Here is a 22,055-nt window from a genome sequence, read left to right as displayed (position 1 = left end):
ATGCGTGGGTGGCGTCAGCCGCGCAGGGTGCCTGGAAGCAGTTCGGCGTCCGGCGGGATCGTCGTCCCGTGGAACCACGCGTCGAAGAACGGCCGCAGGTCCTGCTCCGAAAGCTTGATCGTGAACGCCTCGAAGTCCGCCCAGGTCGCGTTGGCGTTCCGGTACGCCGCAGGCCATTCCTTCAGCAGCCGCGCGAACGCGCCTTCGCCGATCTTTCGCCGCAGCGCGTGCACGGCCAGGATCCCCTTGTCGTAGACGCCGCGGAATTCCTGCCCGGCCCCCATGCCGACCAGCTTCGGCTTCCAGAAATCCGCGCTGCCCCGCATGATCTCCAGCGCGGCGCGATAACGGACGTCCAGGTCCTCGTTGTCCCGCGACTCCTGCCACAGCCACTGCGCGTACGAAGCGAGACATTCGTTGAGGCAGATGTCCGACCACGAATTCAGCGTCACCGAATCGCCGAACCACTGGTGCGCGGTTTCGTGCACCACGGTGATCAGGTCGGCCCATTTCGCGTAGGTCGGCCTGGTCTGGGTCTCCAGCGAGAAGTGGATGTCCTCGTCGAGATAGATACCGCCCGCCGCGTCCACCGGATACGGCCCGAACTTCGAGCTCAGGAAGCCGATGATCTCCGGCAGCCGCCTGCCGGTGTCGCGCCGGTCCTCGGCGCCCGGCGCGTACGCGTTGACCACCGGTGTCCCGTCCGGGAGCGCCATCCGGTCGACGGTGAACTTGTCGATCGCCACCGTGGTCAGGTACGCCGCCACGGGGGTCCGCTCCTGCCAGGACGTCGTCGTCCAGCCGTTCGCCGCGGCCTTCTGGATCTCGCGCCCGTTCGAGATGACGGTCCAGCCGTCCGGCACGCGGGCGGTGAGGGTGAACATCGCCTTGTCGCGCGGGGTCTCGTTGACGGGATACCAGAACGACGCCGAATGCGGCTCGCCGACGATGAACGCGCCGCCGTCCTTCGACTTCTGCCAGCCGTTCTCGCTGCCACCCGCCTTGGGCGTCGCCGAAGGGTCTCCGCCGTAGAGGACCTTCGTGCGGAAGGAGGTCCCGTTCCGGATCGGCTCGGCGGGTGTCACCACCAGCTCGAACTCGCCCTCGCGGGCGAACTTCGCCGGTTTCCCGTCCACTTCAACGGATTGGACCGTCAAGCCGCGTAAGTCCAAGTTGTACCGATTGAGGTCTTGGGTCGCTTTCGCGATCACCGTGGTGTCGCCGTCGAGACGCCCTTTCGCGGGGTCGTAAGTGATCCCGACCTGGTATTCGGTCGCGTCGTAGCCGCCGTTGCCGTCCATCGGGTAGTACGGGTCGCCCGCGCCAGGAGCACCCGGCGCCGGGTTCATCGGCGGCGGCGGAGGGGGCGTGGCCGGAGGAGGATCGGCACTGCAGCCGATAATCAGGGCGCAGACGACCCCCAGGACGAGACCGGCGGCGGGGACACGGCTGCGCATGGAGGGGAGCTTAGTGGTGATTCAGCGCGACGGGTTGGTCACTTTCGGCGGCGACGGGCCGCCGATCGTCCTTCTGCACGGGTTGATGGGCAGGGCGACGACGTGGTGGCGGGTCGCGCGAAGGCTCGAACCGTACGGGCGTGTCCACGGCCTGGACGCGCGCGGGCACGGGCGCGGGCCGCGCGGCGGGCCCTGGCGCACCGAACGGTTCGCCGACGACGTCGCCGAGGTGCTGCGGACCCTCGACGAACCCGCGGTCCTGATCGGACATTCGATGGGCGGCCTGCACGCGTGGGTCACCGCGGCCACGCATCCCGAGCTCGTCCGCGCCGTGGTCTGCGAGGACTTCGCGCCGGATCAGCGCGGCCGGACCGTGGACACCTGGCGCGGGTACTTCGAGTCGTGGCCGGTCCCGTTCCGGTCGCTGGCCCACGTGCGCGAGTTCTTCGGCGACACCGGCGACTACTTCATCGAGTGCGTCGAGGAACGCGAAGACGGCTACCACCTCATCGCGTCGCTCACGGACCTGTACGAGATCGCCGCCGAGTGGGGACGGCGTGATTTCTGGGAGTTCGTCGAACGCGTCAAGTGTCCGCTGCTCGCGATCGAGGGCGAACGCACCGCGATGCCGCACGGCCAGCAGGCCGAACTGGCCGCCCGTGTGCCCGGCGGCCTCGGACGGCACATCGTCGTCCAAGGCGCCGGGCACGTGGTGCACGACGAAGCGCCGGAGACCTACCTCGGTGCCGTCGAAGCGTTTCTCTCCGACGTCATCGGTCAGCCCTTCGCGAGCTGAGCGTCGATCCAGGCGCGCAACCGCGCTTCGCCCGGGTAACCGATGTTCCGCGACGACGGCAGTTCGGCGGCGTTGCGGACGCCGACCAGCGTCGGGAGATAGCGGATGTTGTACCGGGTGGACAGGTCACGGCTCTGGTCGACGTCGACCTCGCCCAGCAGGAACCGCCCGCCGTATTCACCGGCGAGCCGCTCGATCACCGGCTTCATCTGGCGGCACGGCGGGCACCAGGTCGCGCCGAAGTCCATGATGACCAGCTTCTGCTTCGAGATGTTCATGACCTCGGCGTAGTTGGCCGAGGTCACCGTCTTCACGTTCTCGGCCTTCGGTGCGGCCGAAGCCACGCCGCCGCCGAATCCGGTGACGAGTGCCAGCGCACCGGCCAGCACGCAGACGAATCGTTTGACCTTGGACAAGACGATCTCCTTTCAGGACGAAGACCAGGTCGGAAGATCGTTCGCGACCCAGTCTTCGATGCCTTCGCGGTACTTGCGGACGTTCGTGTATCCGAGCTCCAGCAGGCGCCGTCCGACGAATTCGCTGTTGCGGCACGGCGTGTTCGCGCAATAGACGACGATCGCGGCGCCCTTGTCCGGAAGCACCGTGGGTGCCAGCCGGTCGGTGAATTCGGCGGCCTGCTCGTACGGGAAACCCGGAATGTTGCGCGCTTCCGGCAGATGCTCCTTTTCGAAATAGGCGACCGGCATCGTGTCGACCACGACCACCGAGCCGGACTCCATCCGGGAAAGCAGTTCCGTACGGGTGATCAACGGCAGCATGGTGCCCCTTCTTTCCGGCGACCGTGATTGACGATTCACATCGTCGGCCGCCTCGCGGGACACGCTCTAGTGCCGCCTCGGCATGCCGAGGGGTTATCCGGCGGCCACCCTGCCGTGGCGGTGCAGCCAGGAGCGGTACGACGCCGTCCGTTCGGCGAGCCGCCAATAGCCCGCCCTCGCCTCGGTGGCGAGTTCCGGGACACCGCGTGCGCACGGACCGTCTTCCCGCCACGCGAGCACATGCCGCACGCACATCGGCGCGCCCGCCAGCGGCCGGATGGCCAGCCCGTCCGCCGGTGGCCGGGTCGGCTGGACCAGCCCGACCCCGTATCCGCCGCTGACCAGGTCTTCCCGCACGGTGTCGATGTCGACGTCGTGGCTGATCCGCGGATCGAAACCGTGCGCGAGACACATTTCCCGGAACACCACCCGGCAGCCGTCGCCGCCGCTCGACACGATCCAGTCCTCCCCGGCGAGTTCGGCGAGCTCGATCTCCTCTTCGCCGGCGAGCGGGTGTTCCGCGGGGATGGCGACGAAAGACGGCTCCTCGACCAGGGTCAGCGTCCGCACTTCCGGTGGTACCGGAAGACCGCGACGGCCGCAGATCATGATCAGCGCGAGGTCGATGCCCCGGTTCGCGACCTGCGCCAGCAGCCGCGTGCGCGAAGTGTCGGCGCGCGTGCGGAACGGCTCGCCGGGGCGCAGGTCGCGCAGGCCGCCGAGCAGCGAACCCGTGATGGCGCTGTCGTTCCAGCCGATCCGGATCGATTCGCCCGTCTCGGGTTCCTGGCGGTGGAAGTCGTGCTCCAGTTCGTCGAAGGTGAGCACGATCGCGCGTGCCCGCCGCAGGATCAGGGCGCCGAGTTCGGTGGGCCGCACCCCCTGCTGGTCGCGGTGGAACAGCGGGCCGCCGACCATCCGCTCGATCCGGCGCAACTGGTGGCTGAGCGCCGGTTGACCGAGCCCCAGCCCGGCCGCGGCACGATTGAGACTGCCGGCGGCGGCGATCTCACAGATCACGCGAAGATGCCGAACCTGAATCTCCATGACTTCGTATACCGCGACCGGTTCGCGCCCGGCACCCCCGAAAGTAGAGACAGCCGATTTCTCATAACCCGGTGACAACATTCGACGGCAATACCCGCACGACCGTGCCGTGGCTACGTTCGGTCGACGCCTTGCAGATCACGCGAATCAGGAGCCGTCTTGCCGCGACCACTGCCACTCACGGAGCATTGCGCCGATCCGCTGGCGCGGGCCGAGCACGTTTGTCTCGGCGTCAGCCCGTTCAACAGCCATTTCACCGTGGAACGTATCGCCGATCTCGCCCGCTGGGCCATGTCGGCCTTTCGGGGATTCCATTTCTTCGTCCCGGACGGCCCGTCCGCGTTCACGCTCGAAGCGCTCGGTTACGACCCGGTCCGCGCCGCGCAAAAGGCGCAACGGCAGGGGAATTACACGCGTAACAAGATCGTCCGCGCGCTACAGCAGGTCTGCCCTTCAGATCCGCACACGTTGATACTGGACGCCTCGGTGCTGGAGGCCGACAGCGCGTATCTCGGCCTGCTTTCCGAGGCGCACCACCGGTTCGCCACCGATCCGGAGTTCGCCGAGCAGTGCCTCGGCGCCACGGGCTGGGTGCTGGACCGGCGCCTGCCCGAAGGCGAACACCCCACTCGTGACCAGCTGCGCAGCGCGGTCCGGTACTTCCTCGCCGAGTTGCCGATGTTCGTCGGCACCGTCGCCGTGGCCGGCGTCGAAAGCTCCGTGTTCGCCTATCACCAGCGGGTCGGCTTCCTCGAACGGCTCTACCGCGGCGAACTCTCGTGGCGGCCGTTGCCGGGCCAAGGTTTCGTCGTCCTCGAACAAGCCGTCCCGGAACCGGTGGAGTGAGCGTGGAACACGACGACTTCTCCCTGCGCCGGGTGCCCGCCGACCGCCGCTACTCCTGGGTTTCCGTCGCCCTGCAACGGTTCGGGCAGGTTTCCTCGTTCCATCAGTTCCTGCTCGGCGCGGTGCTGGGCTTCGGGATGACGTTCTGGGAGGCGGTACTCGCCATCACGATCGGCTCCGTGCTGCTGGAGATCATCACCATCCTGATGGGGGTCGCCGGCACGCGGGAAGGGCTTTCGACGTCGGTGCTCGCGCGCTGGGCCGGCTTCGGCACCGGCGGATCGTCGCTGGTGGGGCTCCTGATGACGGTGAGCCTGGCCGGCTGGTTCGGGGTGCAGAACGACGTCTTCGCCCACGGTCTGCACGCGTTGATGGGCGGCCCGCCGGTGTGGGTGTGGGCGCTCGCGGGCGGTGCGCTGGTCACCGCGATCGTCGTGTTCGGCTTCCACGCGATGGCCTGGACGGCGTATCTGACGGTGCCCGCTTTCCTGGCGCTGGCGGGGTTTTCGATCATCTCCGCCCTCGGCGACCATTCGCTGCCAACGCTGATGTCCGAGCCGCCGCCGGGCCCGGCGATGTCGCTGGCGCAGGGCACCACGCTGGTGGCGGGCGCCTTCATCATGGGCGCGATCATGACGCCGGACATGACCCGGTTCAACCGCACCGCGTCCGACGTGGTGAAGCAGACCCTGGTCAGCGTCACCCTCGGCCAATACCTGATCGGCCTGATCGGGGTGCTGCTCGCGCACGCGGCGAAAAGCGCCGACGTGGTCGGGATCATCACCTCGTCGTCCGGGGTGCTCGGCACGCTGATCCTGGTCACCGCGATCCTGAAGATCAACGACTGGAACCTCTATTCGTCCTCGCTCGGGCTGGTGAACGCCGTGCAGGTGCTGCTGTCCCGGCGGCTGGACCGCACCACCGCGACGCTGCTGCTCGGCGGCCTCGGCACGGTGCTCTCCGCGATCGGCATCCTCGACCACTTCACCACCTTCCTGACGTGGGTCGGCGTGCTCACGCCGCCGGTGGCGGGGGTGGTGATCGCCGAGTACTACGTGGTCCGGCGCTGGAAACCGGATCTGGAGGCCGGCCGCGCGTCGGGGGAGCTGCCGTCCACCTGCCCGTCCTGGGTGCCCGCCGCGCTGATCTGCTGGGCGGCCGGAGCGGCGGTGGGGATCTGGCTGCCATGGGGGATCCCCACGGTGAACTCCGTTTTCGGCGCTTTTCTGCTGTATGTTCTTCTCGGCAGACGGACCACGGCCGCGGCGGTTCCCGCGGCCACGACTTCTTCCGGCGGGTCGAAAACCCGTTCGTGACAAAGGAGTTCGACGTCGTACAGCTGGATGTCCACCACCTGCGGGTGATCCGGGCGATCGCGGACACGGGCAGCCTTTCCCGTGCCGCGATCGCGCTGGGCGTCACCCAGCCCGCGGTTTCCGCGCAACTCAAACGGCTGGAGAACATGCTGGGCTACCAGCTATTCGATCGGTGCGAGGGCGGCGTGACCCCGACCCCGATGGGGGAGCTGCTGTTGCGCCGCACCGCCGCTTTGCTGCCACAGCTGGACAAACTGCTCGAAGACATCGAGCAGCGCGTCTGCCCCAGCGGCCCGCCCGCCGTCGTCCGGGTGGCCGCGGTGGCCAGCGCGCTGGTGGCGTGCCTGCCGTCGCTGGTGACCCGGTTGTGGCCGGAGGTCACCGAGGTGCAGGTCGTGCACGACGACCATCCCGAGCGGCTGTTGCCGCTGCTGGCCCAGCGCCGCGCGGAATTGGCGCTGGTCAAGGACTATCCTGGCTACGAGCTCGAAATCCCCGCGAACGTGGACACCGCGGTGGTGGTGACCGAGCCGACCTTCGTCCTGCTGCCCGCCTGTCACCCGTTGGCGCGGGAGAAGGTCGTCGACCTGCGCGACCTGCGGGACGAATCGTGGGTGATGGTGTCCGATTCGTCGGCGGCCACGTTCACCAAGTACTTCGCCGACACCTGCGCGCGGCACGGCTTCACGCCGAAATTCACCCATCAGGTGACTTCGCAGCAGGTGGCGCTGCTGGTGGTCAAGGCGGGTGCGATCGGGCTGTCCCAGCCGATCTGCGACCCGGGTGACCACGGCATCGTGACGCGGCCGCTGCGCGGGGATGTGTTGCCGCGCAGGCATGTTCTCGCTTGGAACAAGGAGACTTTCGTGGCGGGGCGGCGGGAAGAGCTGCTCTCCGCGGTGGTCGACGCGTACTGGGCCGAGGCGCGGACGGCACCCGTTTATGCCGAGTACCTGGACAGGCCTCGTGAGTGGTGAGGACGGTTTTGGGCGGTAAGGCAAAGGTGGTGTGTTGTGCGCGGCTCACCGTCCACAAGGGACACCAAGGGGGTCGGCGCGGGTGGGTGACCGGGGTGAAGGCTCCCTTCACCGCATTAGACGCGGCGAAGGGAGCCTTCGCCTCATCACCGACCCGCCCGCGATCACGACACCTCTGCCTTACCCCTGAATAGAACCACTGTCCTCACCACTCACGAGGTCGTTCAGCTCCCGGGAAACAGCAGCGAGTCCGGCGGCCGCACCGTGCCGTCCAGCCAGGCGTGGGTGAACTCGCCGAGATCGCGTTGCGTCATCGCGGAGACGTAGAGCTCGAAGTCGTGCCAGTTCTGGTTTCCCTGCGGGTTGATCACCGGAAAGCCCGCCAGGATATGGAAGAATGCGTCGTCGCCGACGAGACGGCGCAGCGCGTGCACCATCAGCACCGCTTTGGCCGTGGGCGCGAATTCCATGCCCTTGCCCGGATCGGTGAGCTTCGGCGCCCAGAAAGCCGCGTCGTCGCGCACTTTCGCGACCATTTCGCGGTAACGCCGATCCAGATCGACGCCGTTCTTCTCGTCCCACAGCCACACCGCGTACCGCGCGATGGACTCGGGCATCAGCGCGTCGCGCCACATCTTGCCGCTCACGCCGGCGCCCCACCATTGGTACGCGCTGGCGTACACGAGATCGGCGATGGTGGCGGCGCGGCCGTACACCGGCCTGGTCTGGGCGCCGTGCGTGTAGCCGAGGGAGCGGTCGAGAAAGAGCCCGCCCGCCGCCGACTGCGGATAGTCGCCGAACTTCCCGGTGAGGAATTCCAGCACCTCGGGCAGCCGCCCGCCGATCTTCCGCTTGTCCACGGCGCACGGGTGGTAGGCGTTGATCGCGGTCCGCCCACCGGGAAGGGTGATCCTCTCGACTTCCCAGCGGCCGATGCCGAGCATCGCCGTGCTCGGCGCGAGGGCGGTTTCCTCCGACCAGGTGACGGTGTGCCGCCCGACTCCCGCGGGTACGTCGGAGACCTGGAAACCGTTGCCCAGCACGGAGAATTCGTCCAGGACGGTGACGGAGACGCGCAGGGTCGCTTTGTCGACCTCGGTACCGTTGACGGGGAACCAGGTCATCGCCGAACGCGGCTGCCCGGTGGCGACGGCGGAATCGCCGTACGCGGCCAGCCAGCCGACGCGTCCCCGCGCGGTGGGGATCGGTTCCGGACGCCCGTCGTAACCGACCACCACGGTGAACCGCGCTCCGTTGGCGAGCGGGGTGCGAGGCGTGATCACCAGCTCGTGTTCGCCCTCCCGGCGGAACGCCGCGGCCACGCCGTCGACGGTGACCGACCGGACGGTGAGACCACGCAGATCGAGGTCGAACCGGTCCAGGTCCTGTGTCGCGGTCGCGGTGATGGTCGCCTTGCCGCTCAAGAACATCGAGTACGGCGCGTAGTCCAACGCGAGTGAGTACCGATCGACGTCGTAGCCGCCGTTGCCGTCCTTCGGGTAGTAAGGATCGGGTCCGAGGACGGTGCCGTCGGGTGAGACGTGCACGTACCCGTCGCTGCCGGGGGCCGGCTTGGCCACCGCCGAGGCCGGGCAGGCGCCGAGCATCGTGGTGGCGAGCAACGCGGTGCACAGTGGCTCCTGCCACCGAATCCGCACGGTCATGAACGAGCCTTCTCTCTAACGGGGAGGATGCCCGGCCATCGTGCGTACGCCCGCGCGGCGCGCGGCACTGTCAGTCCGTCATGCCGCCGGGTTATCCAGGCCGATAACCGCGCGGCATACCCGCCAGGGACTACCCGCGTCGCCCAGGGGAAGAGATCGTCGGGGCATGCTGCCCCTCCCGGCGCTGCTCGCGCTGACGACCACGGTGTTCCTCGGCTGCCTCACCGAAGTGCTGCCCGCCGGGCTGTTGCTGGGCATGTCCGAGGAGCTGGGCGTTTCGCCGTCGGCCACCGGGCAGCTGGTGACGGTCTACGCGATCACGACCGCGCTCACCGCCGTCCCGCTCACCGGCGCGACCCTCCGGGTGCCGCGCAAACGCCTGCTGCTGGTGCTGATCTTCGGCTTCCTGGCGACCAATCTGGTGATCGCCGTGTCCTCGTCGTACCCGCTGATCCTGGCCACTCGGGTCGTTTCCGGTGCGCTGACCGGGGTGATGTGGTCGCTGGTCGCGGGTTATGCGATGCGGCTCGCTCCAGCGGGACTCACCGGGCGCGCGCTGGCCGTGGCCATGTCCGGCACACCGATCGGCTTCGCGCTGGGCGTGCCCGCCGGTACCGCGCTCGGTGAATTCGCCGACTGGCGCTGGGCGTTCGCCGCGATGGCACTGATCTCCGTGCCGTTGCTGGCGTGGGTGTCCGTCGTGGTGCCCGCCGTACCCGCGGAACGGACGGAAGTCACCCGCCCGCTGGCCGCGTCGAGGCTGCCGGGAATGCGCCCCGTACTGGCGACGGTGGCGCTGTTCTCCTTGGGGCACAACGTGGCCTACACCTACATCGGCCCGGTGCTCGCCGGGCTGGGCGTGGAGCAGATGCTGGGCGCCGCGCTCCTGGTGTTCGGCTGCGCCACGGTGGGCGGGTTGATCGCGGTCGGCTCCGCACTCGACAGCCGTCCGCGCGCCGTGCTCCTGTCGTGCTCCGTCGCGACCGCCGCCGCCATCGTCCTGATGGGGATCAGCGACGGCGTCCACGGACTGGTGCTGGCCGCCGCGGGCTTGTGGGGCCTGGGATTCGGCGGCGCGCCGACCGCTTTCCAGGCCGTCACCGCGGTGCTCGCGGGCCCCACGGCCGACGCCGCCCAGTCGCTCACGATCGCGGCCTGGAACGGCGCCGTCGCCGGGGGAGCCCTCGTCGGCGGGCTGCTGCTGCCGCTGGGAACGTCGTCGCTCCCGTGGTGCGCGGCCTTGCTGATCCTCGTGCCGCTGCTGTTCAGCCGGCGAGTCGTGCTTTCAGTGCCCGCGGATCGGTGCCGGAGCCGACGATGAGCGGCCAGACGTCGGAGCCGAGGAAGCCGGTCTCGTCGGTCGCCGCCGTCGCACCGCAGGCATCGCGTTCCAACCCGTTCCGGGCCGCCACCGCGGCGACCGCGTCCTTTGTGGACTGTCCGAACAGGCCGTCGACCGGGACCGCGAAACCGCGAGCCCGCAGGAGTTCCTGCGCCGTCCGCACACGAGGCCCGGAGTCGCCGGGTTTGAGCAGCGGCCACTCCGGCAGGTCCACCTTGGGCGACGCGGTGCCCAGCAGCTTGCCGACCTCCGTGCGCAGTTCGGGAAGCCGGTTGTACAGCACGGTTCCCGGGCATTCGGTCGAGTTGAAGTCCCGGTGCCCCTTGATGAACTCCGGCGAGATGTCGTACTGCGACGCGATGTACGCGACCAGCTTCACCAGCGAGTCCCAAAGCGCGGGCGTGACGTCCTCTTTGCTGTAGAGGCCCTCGTTCTCGATCCCGATGCAGGTGCTGTTGTTGTTGCCCACGTTCGCGCCCAGCACGTGCTGGGTCCCGCCGCGCAGGATCTCCAGGCTGCGGTGCCGCCCTTCGGTGATGTGCCCGCCGCGGCTGTTCGTGAACTGCTGGCCGGTGTCGATCCAGCCACGGGTGTCCATGTGGAAGTTCTGGATCGAACGTGACGCCCAGAAGGCGTGTTCGAGCGTGTAGTCGGTGACGTTCCCGGGCTCGACCGTGTGGTGCACGACGATGTACGTCGGTTTGTGGTTCTGTACCTCGATCGCCCCGCTCGGCGGCCGCGCGTTCCACGCGGCTGTTCCGTAGATCTTCGGTTCCGCCACCCCGGACGCCGCATCGGCGGCGGAAATCGTCGCTGTCCCCAGTAGCCCGACGGCGCTTACCGTCAGGCCGCCCTTGAGCGCGGTACGTCGGTCGAAGTCGGCCACGGGCGTAACTCCCATCATGCGCGTTGGCCGGAAAACTAACCCGCCACCGCGCCGATGACAACCATTGACCAACTTTTGTCGTAATGCGTTAGTGTTCGCCGGGGAGGGCGAACAGGCCGTCCCGGGTCTGTTCGAGGAGGCCGTCGACGAGCAGGGAGTCGAGGCACCGGTCGCGCTGCCCGGATTCGTGCCACACGAGATCGAGCCGCGCCTTCTCGACCGGGCCTTCGCTGCCGCGCAGGACGTCGAGCAGCAGACCGCGCACCTGGCGGTCGGTGCCGGCGAACTTCTGGACCTGCTTCGCGGGCCCGGCGTAGGCGGGTCTGCCCGCGTGCTGCCAAGCGCAGTCTTCGAAGATCGGGCAGTCGGCGCAGCGCGGCGAGCGCGCGGTGCAGACGAGGGCGCCGAGTTCCATCAGTGCCGCGGAGAGTTTGGCCGCGGGCGCGTCCTCCGGCGGGAGCAACGCCTCGACGTCGGCCATGTCGCGGGTGTTCGACGGCGGCCCGGCGTCACCCGCGCCGTGTACCGCCCTGGCGACCACGCGCCGGACGTTCGTGTCCACCACCGGCGCCCGCTTGCCGTAGGCGAAGGCCGCGACCGCGCGGGCGGTGTACGCGCCGATACCCGGCAACGCGAGCAGAGTGTCCACATCGGACGGAACGACGTCGCCGTGTTCGGCGGCGATGACGGCCGCCGCGGCATGCAGTCGGAGCGCGCGCCGCGGGTAGCCGAGTTTGCCCCAGGCGCGCACGACCTCGCCCTGCGACGACGCCGCCAGCGCCGACGGCACCGGCCAGCGCGCCATCCATTCGAGCCAGATCGGCTGGACGCGCGCGACCGGGGTCTGCTGCAACATGATCTCGCTGACGAGCACGCCCCAGGCGGAGCATTCCGGTTCACGCCAGGGCAGGTCGCGCCCCACTTCGTCGAACCAGCCGGTCAGCACATCCGCGTCGACGCCCACCGGGCCAGCTTAAAAGGTGCGCCCGCGCGTCGAACGTGGGCCCAGGGCGTAGCTGAAGGGGACTTTCCCCTCGTCTCACGCGGTGAAGGGCGCCTTCCCCACATCGCATGCGGGGAAAGTCCCCTTCAGCTCTACTCGACCTCGCTGAGGCGGCCCGTCTTCACGTCGTAGACGAAGCCGCGCACGTTGTCGGTATGCGCCAGGAAGTCGCTGCGCCGCACGCGCTGCACCGACCGCCGCACGCTGTCCTCCACCACCCGGAACGCCTCGACCGACCACGTCGGGCGCAGCCCGCTGGCGGCTTCGAGTTCGTCCTTGAAGTCGTCTTCGGTGACCATGGACAGGCCGCAGTCGGTGTGCTGCACGATCAGCACCTCACGCGTGCCGAGCTTCCGCTGGCTGAGCGCGAGCGAGCGGATCATGTCGTCGGTGACGACGCCGCCCGCGTTGCGCAGGATATGCGCTTCACCCTGGATCAGGCCGAAGATCTCGAACACCCGGATCCGGGCGTCCATGCAGGTCAGGATCGTCACGTGGAGCGATGGCCTCGGAGACGAGCGGTCACCGGGAGTGACATCACCCAGCTCCTGGTTCCGCTTGAGCAGTACGTCGATTGAGGTCACGTGTTCATTGGAACCGACGCGCCGGGCGACGGCAACGCGGGCGGACGCGGATCACGGCCCGAACCAGCGTTCCTCGGCCGTCCGCGGCGGCGCGGACGTGCGCCCGACGCGGAGTTCCGTCTGCAGGGTGATCACCTTCGGCCCGACCCGGTCGGCGGAGCTGAGCAGCAGCTTGCCCGCCGCCTTGCCCTTTTCGAGCACCGGCTGGTGGACCGTGGTGAGCCCGGAACGCTCGGCCTCGGTGATGCCGTCGAACCCGGTGACCGTCAGATCCTGCGGCACCCGCAGCCCGCGGCGCTCCGCCTCGGCCAGTGCGCCGAGGGCGAGGATGTCCGACGTGCAGATCACGGCCGTGACCTGCGGATACGCGTCCAGCAGCTGGCGCGCGGCCGACGCGCCGTCGTCCACGGTGTGGTCGAAGCGCTCGACCACCGGCACGGTCGCCCAGTCGACCCCGGCCGCCGAGAACGCGGCGGCCAGCGCCTCCAGCCGGATCCGCTGGACGTGGAAGTGGGCGGCGCTCTGCCGCTGGATGGAGACGAAGTCGTCGTTGCGCTCGCGGGCCAGCCGCATGCACAGCACGCCGATCTGCCGGTGGCCCAGCGAGATGAGGTGCTCGGCCATGGCGGTGACCGCGGCCGCGTCGTCCGGGCCGACCCGGTCGACGCCGTCCACCCGCGGCTGGTCGACGATCACCGTCGGCACCGGGCGCTCCAGCACGGCGCCCAGATGCGGGTCGTCGTCGGGCACCGAGTAGACGACGAAGCCGTCGACACCGGCACGGTGCACGGCCGCGACGTCCTCACGGCCCGGGCTGGCCGGGACCAGGTGCAGGCCGACGCCCGCGTCCTCGCAGGCCAGCGCGAGCCCTTCGAGCACGCCGACGGCGGCTGGGTCGCGGAAGGCATAGGAGAGGTTCTCGGTGAGCAAAAGACCGACAGCGCCGGCCTTGCGCGTCCGCAGTGAACGGGCCACCGGGTCCGGGCCCGGGTAGCCGAGGCGGCGCGCGGTCTCGAGGACGCGGCGGCGCAGCTCAGGGGACAGCTGGTCGGGTCGGTTGTAGGCGTTGGAGACGGTGGTCCTCGACACACCGAGCTCTGCGGCCAACGACGCCAGTGTCGCCTGCCTCCTGGTGCGGATAGGACGGCCCATCCGCAAACCGTAACGGTTCAGAACGTTTTGCAGAAGCATCACCCGACGTGTGGCAGGTCTCGATTCAGAGTGACCCTGGGTACAGCTCGCGCCTGGACGGGGAACGCGGTAATCCGGATGGGGTACAGTTGAATCTGACAACGGTTTCCATTACCCGGCATTGGGGACACCTGGCCTGGGCATCCGCAGGAGTGCAGTAAATGAATTCCCGCCGTACTAAGAGTGTTTTCGCGGCCGTGTCGGCCCTGGCCGTCCTCGCGCTCGGCGCGACGGCTTGCGCGTCGAGCGACAAGGCGTCGACGGGCTCCGGTTCGCCGAACGCGTCCGCCGCGAACCCGGGTGGTGGCGAGAAGATCAAGGTCGTCGCCTCGACCGACGTCTGGGGCAGCGTCGTGACCGCCGTCGGCGGCGACAAGGTCGAGGTCACCTCGATCATCCACGACCCCTCGGCCGATCCGCACTCCTACGAGACCACCGCGAGCGACGCCATCGCCGCGAAGAACGCGAAGCTGACGCTGTCCAACGGCGGCGGCTACGACGACTTCTTCTCGAAGCTCGCCGACCAAGCCACCGGCGCGCAGAAGCTGGTCGCCGTCGACATCGCCGCGACCGGCAACGAGAACGAGCACGTCTGGTACAGCCTCCCCGGTGTCGAGAAGATCGCCGACCAGGTCGCCGCGAAGCTCGGCGAGATCCAGCCCGCCTCGAAGGACGCCTTCACTGCCAACGCGACGGCGTTCAAGGGCAAGACCCAGGAGCTGCTGAAGAAGGTTTCGGGCCTGGGCGCCTCGAACGCCAAGGTCGTCGCCACCGAGCCGGTCGCGCACTACCTGCTCGACAGCGCGAAGGTCACCGACGCGACGCCGCCCGCCTTCGCCGAGGCCGTGGAAGCGGAGCAGGACGTGCCCGCCGCCGCGCTGAACGAGGTCAAGCAGCTGATCTCCGGCAAGCAGGTCAAGGCCCTGATCAACAACGCGCAGACCACCACCCCGGTCACCCAGCAGGTCGTCGGCGACGCCAAGACCGCCGGTATCGCGGTCGTCGACGTCACCGAAACGCTCCCGCAGGGTGTGACCGACTACATTGCATGGATGACCAAGGAAGTGGACGCGCTGGCCGGAGCACTGAAGTAGTGACCTCCGTACCCGCCGAAGCCCGCCCCGCGGTCCGTGTCCGCGGGGCGAGCCTCGCGTTCGGCACCCGGACCCTCTGGTCCGGGCTCGACCTCGACGTCGAGCCCGGCGAGTTCCTCGCGATCCTCGGGCCCAACGGTTCCGGGAAGAGCAGCCTGCTCAAGGTGCTGCTCGGTCAGCAGGGGCTGCCCGAGGGCACGGTCGAGATCGCGGGGCGGCGCCCCGGCGGGACCAACCGGCGGATCGGCTACATCCCGCAGCAGCGCGCCCTCGACGAGGGCCTGACGATGCGCGGGGTGGACCTGGTCGGCCTCGGCCTGGACGGGCACCGGTGGGGCACCGGGCTCTTCGGGATTTCGAAGCGGCGTCAGCTGGTGGCGAAGGCGATCGAGTCCGTCGGCGCCCAGGCGTACGCGAAGCAGCCGGTCGGGCGGCTTTCCGGTGGCGAGCAGCAGCGGCTCCGCGTCGCGCAGTCGCTGGTCGGCGACCCCGAAGTCCTGCTGTGCGACGAGCCGCTGCTCTCCCTCGACCTCGCGCACCAGCGCGCGGTCAGCGAGCTGATCGACGAGCGGCGGGCCTCGGCGGGGACGGCCGTCCTGTTCGTCACCCACGAGATCAACCCGATCCTGTCCTATGTGGACAGGGTGCTCTATCTGGTGAACGGCCAGTTCCGGGTCGGCAAGCCGGACGAGGTGATGAACTCGGAGACGCTGTCCGAGCTGTACGGGACGCGGATCGAGGTACTCAAGGTCGGTGGGCAGATCCACGTCGCCGGGGCGCAAAGCGCGCTGTGCGAGGACGAACCCCACCACATCGACGAACGGGCCAGTTAGCACCGTGGACAAGATGTTCGACTTCGCCCTGACCGGCGAACTCCTCGGCCTCGACTTCGTGCAGACGGCTTTGCTCGCGGCCGCCGTCCTCGGCCTGGTGGCCGGCGTGCTCGGCCCGCTGGTGGTCATGCGGCGGATGTCGTTCGCCGTGCACGGCACCGCCGAACTGGCCTTCACCGGTGCGGCGGGCGCGCTGCTGCTGGGCGTCGGCGTCGAACTCGGCGGCCTCGCGGGCGCGGTCATCGCCGCCCTGCTGATCGGGCTCCTCGGCGGCCGCGAGTCCGAACGCGACTCCGTGATCGGCGTGATCCTCGCCTTCGGCCTCGGCATGGGCGTCCTGCTGCTGTCCTTCTACGAAGGCCGCAGCGCCAACAAGTTCGGCATCCTCGTCGGGCAGATCATCACCATCGACTCGACCAACCTGAACCTGCTCGTCGGCGCGTCGGTCGTGGTGCTGGTGGTGCTCGCGGTGATCTACCGGCCGCTGCTGTTCGCCACGGTCGACCCGGCGGTCGCGACGGCGCGCGGTGTGCCGGTGCGGCTGCTGTCGCTGATCTTCGCGGTGCTGGTCGGGATTTCGAGCGCGCTCGGCGTGCAGATCGTCGGCGCGCTGCTGGTGGTTTCGCTGATGGTGACCCCGGCCGCGGCGGCCGCGCGGGTCACGGCGAGCCCGTGCAAGGCGACCGTGCTGTCGATCGTGTTCGCGGAGATCGCCGCGCTCGGTGGGATCATTCTTTCGTTGGCGCCGGGGAAGCCGGTGAGCGCGTTCGTCACCACGATCTCGTTCGTGATCTACCTGGTCTGCCGTCTCATCGCGTGGCTGCGCGGGCGTACGTCGCGGGTTCGCGTCGAGCCGACGGCGACCGCGCAGCCTGCCTTGCGCTAGCGGATGGGGTTCTCGGCGAGCGCCTTCTTCAGCGGTTCGAGGAAATTCGGGTCGATGAAGGCGAGCTGACCGCCGGCCACACTGCGCTCCACGGCCTCGACGACCACGACGTTCGCGTTCACGAAAGCGTCGACGGCCTCGGCCTGCGACGTCTTCTGTGTGAAGTGCGCCAGCATCGTCAGGTTCGTGAACGCGCCCGAGAGATACCGCGAAGACGCCTTGGTGAACGAGTCGCCGTAGATCAGGATCTTGTCGTCCACGGTCCCGATCAGCGGGCTCGCCGTGCGGTAGACGGGCCGGTCGATGTCGCCGTTCGGCTCGCCCGCGCGCTCGACGACGCCGTCCGGGCGGAGGCTGTACAGCGTGTTCGTCTTCGTGCCCTGCTTGCTGATCAGCGGCGGCAGGTCGGCGACGGTGTCGTACTGGCCGACGGGAACGCTGACCCAGGTCTGCGTGACCCCCGGTTTGATCGCGTTCGCGATGGCGCGCGTCATCACCAGGGCGCCTTCGTCGGCCCAGTGCGTGTCGTTCGGCGGATAGATCGGATGCTGCACCCGGCCCTCGGACGCACGGAGTTCGGGCCGCAGGTCGATCGCGCGAGCGTCCTTGAGCATCCGGTGCCAGGTGGACGCCTCGGCCGCGCGCGAGCAGTCCTTGCCGGGGTAGGTGTCCGGCAGGAACTGCGGCACCATCGTCGACTTGTCCGGCGCGATGACGAACTCGAACCGGCGCCCGGACTGCTCGACCGCGCGCCGCAGCTCGTTGATCTTGGCGATGGTCTCGGGCAGCGGACGGGACGGATCGCATTTCGCGTCGGCGTCGTAGCCGTAGTACAGCCAGCCGTCGCGGCCCTGCACGACACGGCGGTAGCCGGACGCGGCGTTCGGCGTCGGCCCCTGCGTGGGCGCGGTCTTGGACGGCGACGGTGCGGGCGGCGCGGGGATCGGGCCCGCCTGCTGCTGCGGTGGCGGCTGGTCGAGCGGGGCGCCCTCGCCGAAGACGCCGCGGCTGATCGCGTCGGCGGCGGCGATCGCGCCCGGCCGGAACGACAGCTGGTCGATCGCCCAGGCAGGCATGTCGGTGAAGAAACCCCAGCCCCGGTCCAGCCCGGGGAAGCTCGCGAGCTTGTGGTTCTCGATCTCGCCCGGCCGGACGCCGAACACCCACAGCAGCGCTGGCGTGGTGAAGAACAGGAGCGCGCTGATCAACGCGGTCAGCTGCCTGCCACCGTGGCGGGGACGGTGCAACGCGTGCTCGCGCGGAAGCCACGCCTCGTGGACGGCTGGCAGCTGCTGGGGTTCGGACGCCACCCCTCCACCGTAATCACCCCGTGTCTCCCGCAGGTGAGAACGCCTCACTTTCGCGCCCCGGATCGCGTTTAGCCCGCTAACTGCGATCCGGCCGCGCCGGGACCAGTGCTCCCAATGTGGCATTGGAGACACTGAGCGTCCCCAACGCCACATTGGGGACATCGCGCTCCTCGGCGGCCCCGAGGCCCCATCCCGCGCCTCGCCGCCCTCCGATCGCGTTTAGCCCGCTAAACGCAGGTCAGTGCAGCATCAGCAGGACCTGTAGCTCACCGACCACGAAGCCGATGAGCCCGCCCACCGCGATGAGCTTCCATTCGTCCTGCCGGAACGCGGGCCTCAGCAGCCCCTCGAACTCCAGCGGCGTCAGCCCGAGCATCCGCCGTTCGACGATCTTCGCGACGTCCATCGCCTCGGTCAGGTAACCCTCGGCGTACCGGATCGTCGGCGGCAGCCGCTCCAGCGCCTTCCGCGCCGCCGCCTGCTTGATCTCCTGCAGCCGCTGCCCGCCGACGGCCATCGCGACCATCGGCTTCGCGATACTCGCCTGCTCGTCGACGGCCTGCGCCACGAGCCGCTCGACCAGCGCGTACAGCCGATCCGACCGCGGCCCGCGCAGGACGGCGTCGAGCAGGTTCGGCACGGTGAGGATCTCGTTCGCGATCATCTCGCCGTACTGATGCGCGACCTCGGCCCGCCGCCGCTGGAACTTGCCCTGCAGGATCACCCGGCCGACCCGCACCGGCTCGCGCGGCACGAAGATCAGCTTGATCGCCAGCCAGTCGGTGAACAGCCCGATGCAGCCACCGAAGATCGGCAGCACCCACGGCTCCTTCGTCAGCGCCCAGACGAACGCCTGCACGATGCCGAGCCCGAAGCCGAAGTAGATCCCCGTGCGCGCGATGAACGCCATCTCCGGCCGCGACGTCTCGCGGATCAGCCGGACGAGCAGCTTCTTGTCCCTGGTGAGCCGCTGCACGGTCATGTGCTGGAAATCGAGCACCTCGTCGAGGTTCTCGGTCATCTCCTCCATGAACTCGCGCACCAGCCGCGGCGTCGACGCCTGGACCTGCTTGATCAGCAGCTCCTGCGCCATCGTCGGCATGACCTCCCAGAGCCTGGGATGGTGCTTTTCGAGCACTTCGCGGGCGACCTCGTCCACGGCCCGCAGCAGGGGCTGCTCGATCTCGCGCGTGATGATCGCCGGATCGATCCGGCGGAAGACCTCCTTGACGTCCAGCAGGTTCGACGTCAGCAGCTCGGTCGCGACGGCGGCCATCCGCCCGCCGTGTTTGGGCACCACGCCCTGCCAGCCGAGGAAGGGTTTGATCCCGACGAACTCGAGCGGCCGGAACATCATCTCGATGGCGACGCGTTTGGTGACGTAGCCGATCAGCGCGGCGACGAACGGGATCGCGGCGTACAGCCACCAGTGCCGGGCGAGGTCGTCCAGGACGGCGTCCACACGACCTCCTCGCTTCGCTCAGGGAAGGGGGAAACCGTATCGGTTGGCCTTCAGTGAAGCAGTAGAAGCACCTGAAGTTCACCGACAAGGCCGCCGATCACCGCGCCGACGGCGATCAGCTTCCACTCGTCCTGCCGGAACGCGGGGCGCAGCAGCTGCTCGAATTCGAGCGGCTTCAGCCGCCGCATTCTGTCCACAATGGTGTTCCGGACGTCGAGCGCGTTGACCGCGTAGCTCTCGGCGTGGCGGATCGTCTCCGGGATCCGCGCCGCGGCCTTCGCGGCCGCCGTCTGCTTCATCTCCTGGAACCGCCTGCTCCCGACGGCCAGCGCGACGAACGGCTTCACGACACTCGCCTGCGCGTCGATCGTCCGCTGCACCTCGCGGGTGATCATCGTGAACAGCTTGTCCGACTTCGGCCCGCTCAGCACCGCTTCGAGCAGGTTCGGGATGGTGATGATCTCGCGCGCGATCATGTCGCCGTAGTCGGCGGACACCTGGTCCTTGCGCTTCTGGAACACGCCTTGCCAGGTGTAGAAGCCGAAGAACCGTTTCGGCTCGCGCGGCAGGAAGATCATCTTCAGGGCGATCCAGTCGGTGAACCAGCCGATGCCGATACCGAACAGCGGCAGCACGATCGGCGACTTCGTCAGCGCCCACACCAGCAACTGCACGCAGCCGAGGGAGAACCCGAACACGATCCCCGACCGCGCGATGAACCGCATCTCCGGCCGCGAGATGTCACGGATCAGCCGGTTCAGCAAGGCCTTGTCGCGCACCAGGTTCGTCACGACCATGTGCTTGAGGTCGAGGACGTCCTCGATGTTCTCCGAGATCTCGCCCATGATCTTCGTGATCGCCCGCGGCGCCTCTGCCTGCACGCGTTTGAGCAGCAGTTGCTGGGCGGTGTTCGGGAGAACTTCCCAGAGTCTGGGCTGGTACTGCTCCATCACCTCGCGGGTGACGTCCTCGACGATCCGCAGAAGCGGCTGCTCGATCTCCTTCGCCACCTGGGCCGGGTCGAGCCTGGCGAAGATCTCCTTCGGGTCGACGAGGTTGTTCGTCAGCATCTCGGTGGCGGTGGCCGCCATCCGCTCCGCGTTCGCCGGCAGTACCCCTTGCCAGCCGAGGAACGGTTTGACGCCGACGAATTCCACCGGTTTGAACATCATCTCGATGGCTACGCGTTTGGTGACGTAGCCGATCAGCGCGGCGATGAACGGCATGGTGACGTACACCGGCCAGTGCTCGCCGAGATCGGCGATGACGGCGTCCACTTCCGAGCCCCTCCCGCGTCCTGCTTGAAGGGCAACCTAGCCGCCTGTCCTCAATGGAGGAGTAACAGGACCTGAAGTTCACCCACGAGCCCGCCGATCACCGCGCCGACCGCGATCAGCTTCCATTCGTCCTGCTGGAAGGCGGGACGGAGGATCCCCTCGAACTCGAGCGGGGTCAGCTGCTGCATCTTCGTGACGATGGTGTTGCGGACGTCGAGCGCGTCAGTGGCGTAGCTCTCCACGTGTTTCACCGTTTCGGGGAGATACGCGATCGCCTTTTCCGCCGCGGCCCTCTTCATCTCCTGGTACTGGACCCCGCCCACGGTCAGCGCCACCAACGGTTTCGCGATGCTCGCCTGCGCGTCGATGGTCCGCTGCACCTCGCGGGTGATCATCGCGAACAGCTTGTCCGATTTGGGCCCGGTGAGCACGGCCTCCATCACGTTCCGCACGGTGAGGACCTCGTCGGCGATCAGCGCGCCGTAGTCCTTGGCGACCGCCTGGCGGCGTTTCTGGAACATGCCCTGCCAGCTGAAGAACAGGAACCGGCGCGGCTCACGCGGGTAGAAGATCATTTTCAGGGCCAGCCAGTCGGTGACGAACCCGGTGACGAAACCGAAGATCGGCATGATCAGCGGCTGCTTCGTCAGCGCCCACGCGACGAACTGGATCAGGCCGATGACGAAGCCGAACCAGATGCCGGACCGGGCGATGAAACGGAGCTCCGGGGTCGCGACCTCCTTGATCAGGCGGCAGGTCAGCGATTTGTCGCGGACCATCGAGTTGATCAGCATCTCGTTGACGTCGAGGACCTCGTCGATGTTCGTCGACACCTCGCGCATCAGCCTCGCGACGACCTTCGGTGCCTGCGCCCGGACCTGGTCGACCAGCATGCGCTGTGCCCGGGTCGGCAGCAGTTCCCACAGCCTGGGCTGGTACTGCTCCATCACTTCGCGGGTGACGTCCTCGACGGCCTTGAGAAGTGGCTCTTCGAGTTCCTTGACCATTTCCTCGGGATCGAGCCGGGAGAAGATCTCCTGCGGATCGACGAGGTTCTTGGTCAGCAGGTCGACGGCGGTGGTCGCCATCCGGCGCGAGTTGGCCGGGATGACCCCCTGCCAGCCGAGGAACGGTTTGATCCCGACGAACTCCAGCGGCCGGAACATCATCTCGATGGCGACGCGTTTCGTGATGTAACCGATGAGCGCGGCGATGAAGGGCATCGTGGCGTAGACGTGCCAGTGCTCGCGGATGTCTTCGAGGATCGCCGAGATGTCCAACCGGGCCTCCGCTGCTTACGACCTG

Annotated in this window: 21 protein-coding genes; 8 read left to right on the top strand and 13 right to left on the bottom strand. The window is 68.5% G+C overall.

Annotated elements, in window-relative coordinates; all coding sequences use genetic code 11:
* Positions 1–14: 14 nt before the first annotated feature.
* Positions 15–1,457: a M1 family aminopeptidase gene (locus AORI_RS78440; protein ID WP_043848431.1), complete on the bottom strand. Its 1,443-nt coding sequence runs from the start codon at positions 1,455–1,457 to the stop codon at positions 15–17.
* Between AORI_RS78440 and AORI_RS78435 the strand changes: the two genes are divergently transcribed.
* Positions 1,456–2,253, top strand: coding sequence for an alpha/beta fold hydrolase (locus AORI_RS78435; RefSeq protein WP_200870944.1), 798 nt, complete (start codon positions 1,456–1,458; stop codon positions 2,251–2,253). The genes AORI_RS78440 and AORI_RS78435 overlap by 2 nt on opposite strands.
* Here the strand turns inward: AORI_RS78435 and AORI_RS78430 are convergent.
* From AORI_RS78430 to AORI_RS78420, 3 genes are all read right to left on the bottom strand, one after another.
* Positions 2,235–2,669, bottom strand: coding sequence for a thioredoxin family protein (locus tag AORI_RS78430; RefSeq protein ID WP_016337744.1), 435 nt, complete (start codon positions 2,667–2,669; stop codon positions 2,235–2,237). The two genes, AORI_RS78435 and AORI_RS78430, sit on opposite strands and share 19 nt — an antisense overlap.
* Positions 2,670–2,681: 12 nt before the next feature.
* Entirely contained in the window at positions 2,682–3,032 is a 351-nt protein-coding gene (locus tag AORI_RS78425) for a rhodanese-like domain-containing protein (RefSeq protein ID WP_016337743.1), read from the bottom strand.
* A 93-nt stretch (positions 3,033–3,125) separates the two neighbouring features.
* Positions 3,126–4,079: a LysR family transcriptional regulator gene (locus tag AORI_RS78420; RefSeq protein ID WP_016337742.1), complete on the bottom strand. Its 954-nt coding sequence runs from the start codon at positions 4,077–4,079 to the stop codon at positions 3,126–3,128.
* A 159-nt stretch (positions 4,080–4,238) separates the two neighbouring features.
* On the opposite strand from AORI_RS78420, the gene AORI_RS78415 reads away from it, so the two are divergent.
* The 3 genes from AORI_RS78415 to AORI_RS78405 are packed head-to-tail and all read left to right on the top strand — an operon-like array spanning position 4,239 to position 7,218.
* A complete protein-coding gene (locus AORI_RS78415) occupies positions 4,239–4,925 on the top strand; it encodes a tRNA-dependent cyclodipeptide synthase (protein WP_016337741.1) in 687 nt (228 codons plus the stop codon).
* A 2-nt stretch (positions 4,926–4,927) separates the two neighbouring features.
* Complete coding sequence (locus AORI_RS78410) at positions 4,928–6,241, top strand: purine-cytosine permease family protein (RefSeq protein WP_043848430.1); 1,314 nt, start codon at positions 4,928–4,930, stop codon at positions 6,239–6,241.
* The gene (locus tag AORI_RS78405; protein ID WP_016337739.1) at positions 6,238–7,218 is read left to right on the top strand and encodes a LysR family transcriptional regulator; all 981 of its coding nucleotides are present in this window, start codon (positions 6,238–6,240) and stop codon (positions 7,216–7,218) included. The genes AORI_RS78410 and AORI_RS78405 overlap by 4 nt, the downstream gene beginning before the upstream one ends.
* A gap of 224 nt (positions 7,219–7,442) precedes the next feature.
* Here the strand turns inward: AORI_RS78405 and AORI_RS78400 are convergent, their stop codons facing one another.
* A complete protein-coding gene (locus AORI_RS78400) occupies positions 7,443–8,882 on the bottom strand; it encodes a M1 family metallopeptidase (protein WP_016337738.1) in 1,440 nt (479 codons plus the stop codon).
* 166 nt (positions 8,883–9,048) lie between these two features.
* Here AORI_RS78400 and AORI_RS78395 point away from each other — a divergent pair, with 166 nt between their 5' ends.
* Positions 9,049–10,203, top strand: coding sequence for an MFS transporter (locus AORI_RS78395; protein WP_016337737.1), 1,155 nt, complete (start codon positions 9,049–9,051; stop codon positions 10,201–10,203).
* Here the strand turns inward: AORI_RS78395 and AORI_RS78390 are convergent.
* From AORI_RS78390 to AORI_RS78375, 4 genes are all read right to left on the bottom strand, one after another.
* Positions 10,148–11,110, bottom strand: coding sequence for a peptidoglycan recognition protein family protein (locus tag AORI_RS78390; RefSeq protein WP_123798681.1), 963 nt, complete (start codon positions 11,108–11,110; stop codon positions 10,148–10,150). The two genes, AORI_RS78395 and AORI_RS78390, sit on opposite strands and share 56 nt — an antisense overlap.
* 88 nt (positions 11,111–11,198) lie before the next feature.
* Complete coding sequence (locus tag AORI_RS78385; protein ID WP_016337734.1) at positions 11,199–12,074, bottom strand: HhH-GPD family protein; 876 nt, start codon at positions 12,072–12,074, stop codon at positions 11,199–11,201.
* Between the two features lie 131 nt (positions 12,075–12,205).
* Positions 12,206–12,697 (bottom strand): beta-class carbonic anhydrase, encoded by a 492-nt coding sequence (locus tag AORI_RS78380; RefSeq protein ID WP_016337733.1) that lies wholly within the window; start codon positions 12,695–12,697, stop codon positions 12,206–12,208.
* Between the two features lie 51 nt (positions 12,698–12,748).
* On the bottom strand, positions 12,749–13,849 hold the full coding sequence (locus AORI_RS78375; protein ID WP_005165317.1) for a LacI family DNA-binding transcriptional regulator: 1,101 nt from the start codon (positions 13,847–13,849) through the stop codon (positions 12,749–12,751).
* A gap of 200 nt (positions 13,850–14,049) precedes the next feature.
* Between AORI_RS78375 and AORI_RS78370 the strand changes: the two genes are divergently transcribed.
* From AORI_RS78370 to AORI_RS78360, 3 genes are read left to right on the top strand one after another with little or no spacing between them, the layout of a single operon-like run.
* Positions 14,050–14,982 (top strand): metal ABC transporter solute-binding protein, Zn/Mn family, encoded by a 933-nt coding sequence (locus tag AORI_RS78370; protein ID WP_016337731.1) that lies wholly within the window; start codon positions 14,050–14,052, stop codon positions 14,980–14,982.
* Entirely contained in the window at positions 14,982–15,815 is an 834-nt protein-coding gene (locus AORI_RS78365) for a metal ABC transporter ATP-binding protein (protein ID WP_016337730.1), read from the top strand. Before AORI_RS78370 ends, AORI_RS78365 begins: the two co-directional genes overlap by 1 nt.
* Positions 15,816–15,819: 4 nt before the next feature.
* Positions 15,820–16,701 carry a metal ABC transporter permease gene (locus AORI_RS78360; RefSeq protein ID WP_016337729.1) on the top strand — a complete coding sequence of 294 codons (882 nt, stop codon included), beginning with the start codon at positions 15,820–15,822 and terminating at the stop codon, positions 16,699–16,701.
* Here the strand turns inward: AORI_RS78360 and AORI_RS78355 are convergent.
* The 4 genes from AORI_RS78355 to AORI_RS78340 all read right to left on the bottom strand — a co-directional run bounded on the left by AORI_RS78355 (position 16,698) and on the right by AORI_RS78340 (position 22,030).
* Entirely contained in the window at positions 16,698–18,011 is a 1,314-nt protein-coding gene (locus AORI_RS78355; protein WP_016337728.1) for an alginate O-acetyltransferase AlgX-related protein, read from the bottom strand. The genes AORI_RS78360 and AORI_RS78355 overlap by 4 nt on opposite strands.
* A 238-nt stretch (positions 18,012–18,249) precedes the next feature.
* Positions 18,250–19,473, bottom strand: coding sequence for a DUF445 domain-containing protein (locus AORI_RS78350; RefSeq protein WP_016337727.1), 1,224 nt, complete (start codon positions 19,471–19,473; stop codon positions 18,250–18,252).
* 50 nt (positions 19,474–19,523) lie between these two features.
* A complete protein-coding gene (locus tag AORI_RS78345; RefSeq protein ID WP_016337726.1) occupies positions 19,524–20,750 on the bottom strand; it encodes a DUF445 domain-containing protein in 1,227 nt (408 codons plus the stop codon).
* 50 nt (positions 20,751–20,800) lie between these two features.
* Entirely contained in the window at positions 20,801–22,030 is a 1,230-nt protein-coding gene (locus AORI_RS78340; protein ID WP_016337725.1) for a DUF445 family protein, read from the bottom strand.
* Positions 22,031–22,055 lie beyond the last annotated feature (25 nt).

Source organism: Amycolatopsis keratiniphila (assembly GCF_000400635.2).
Classification (GTDB): domain Bacteria; phylum Actinomycetota; class Actinomycetes; order Mycobacteriales; family Pseudonocardiaceae; genus Amycolatopsis; species Amycolatopsis keratiniphila.
This window is presented reverse-complemented; position numbering and strand designations above follow the sequence as displayed.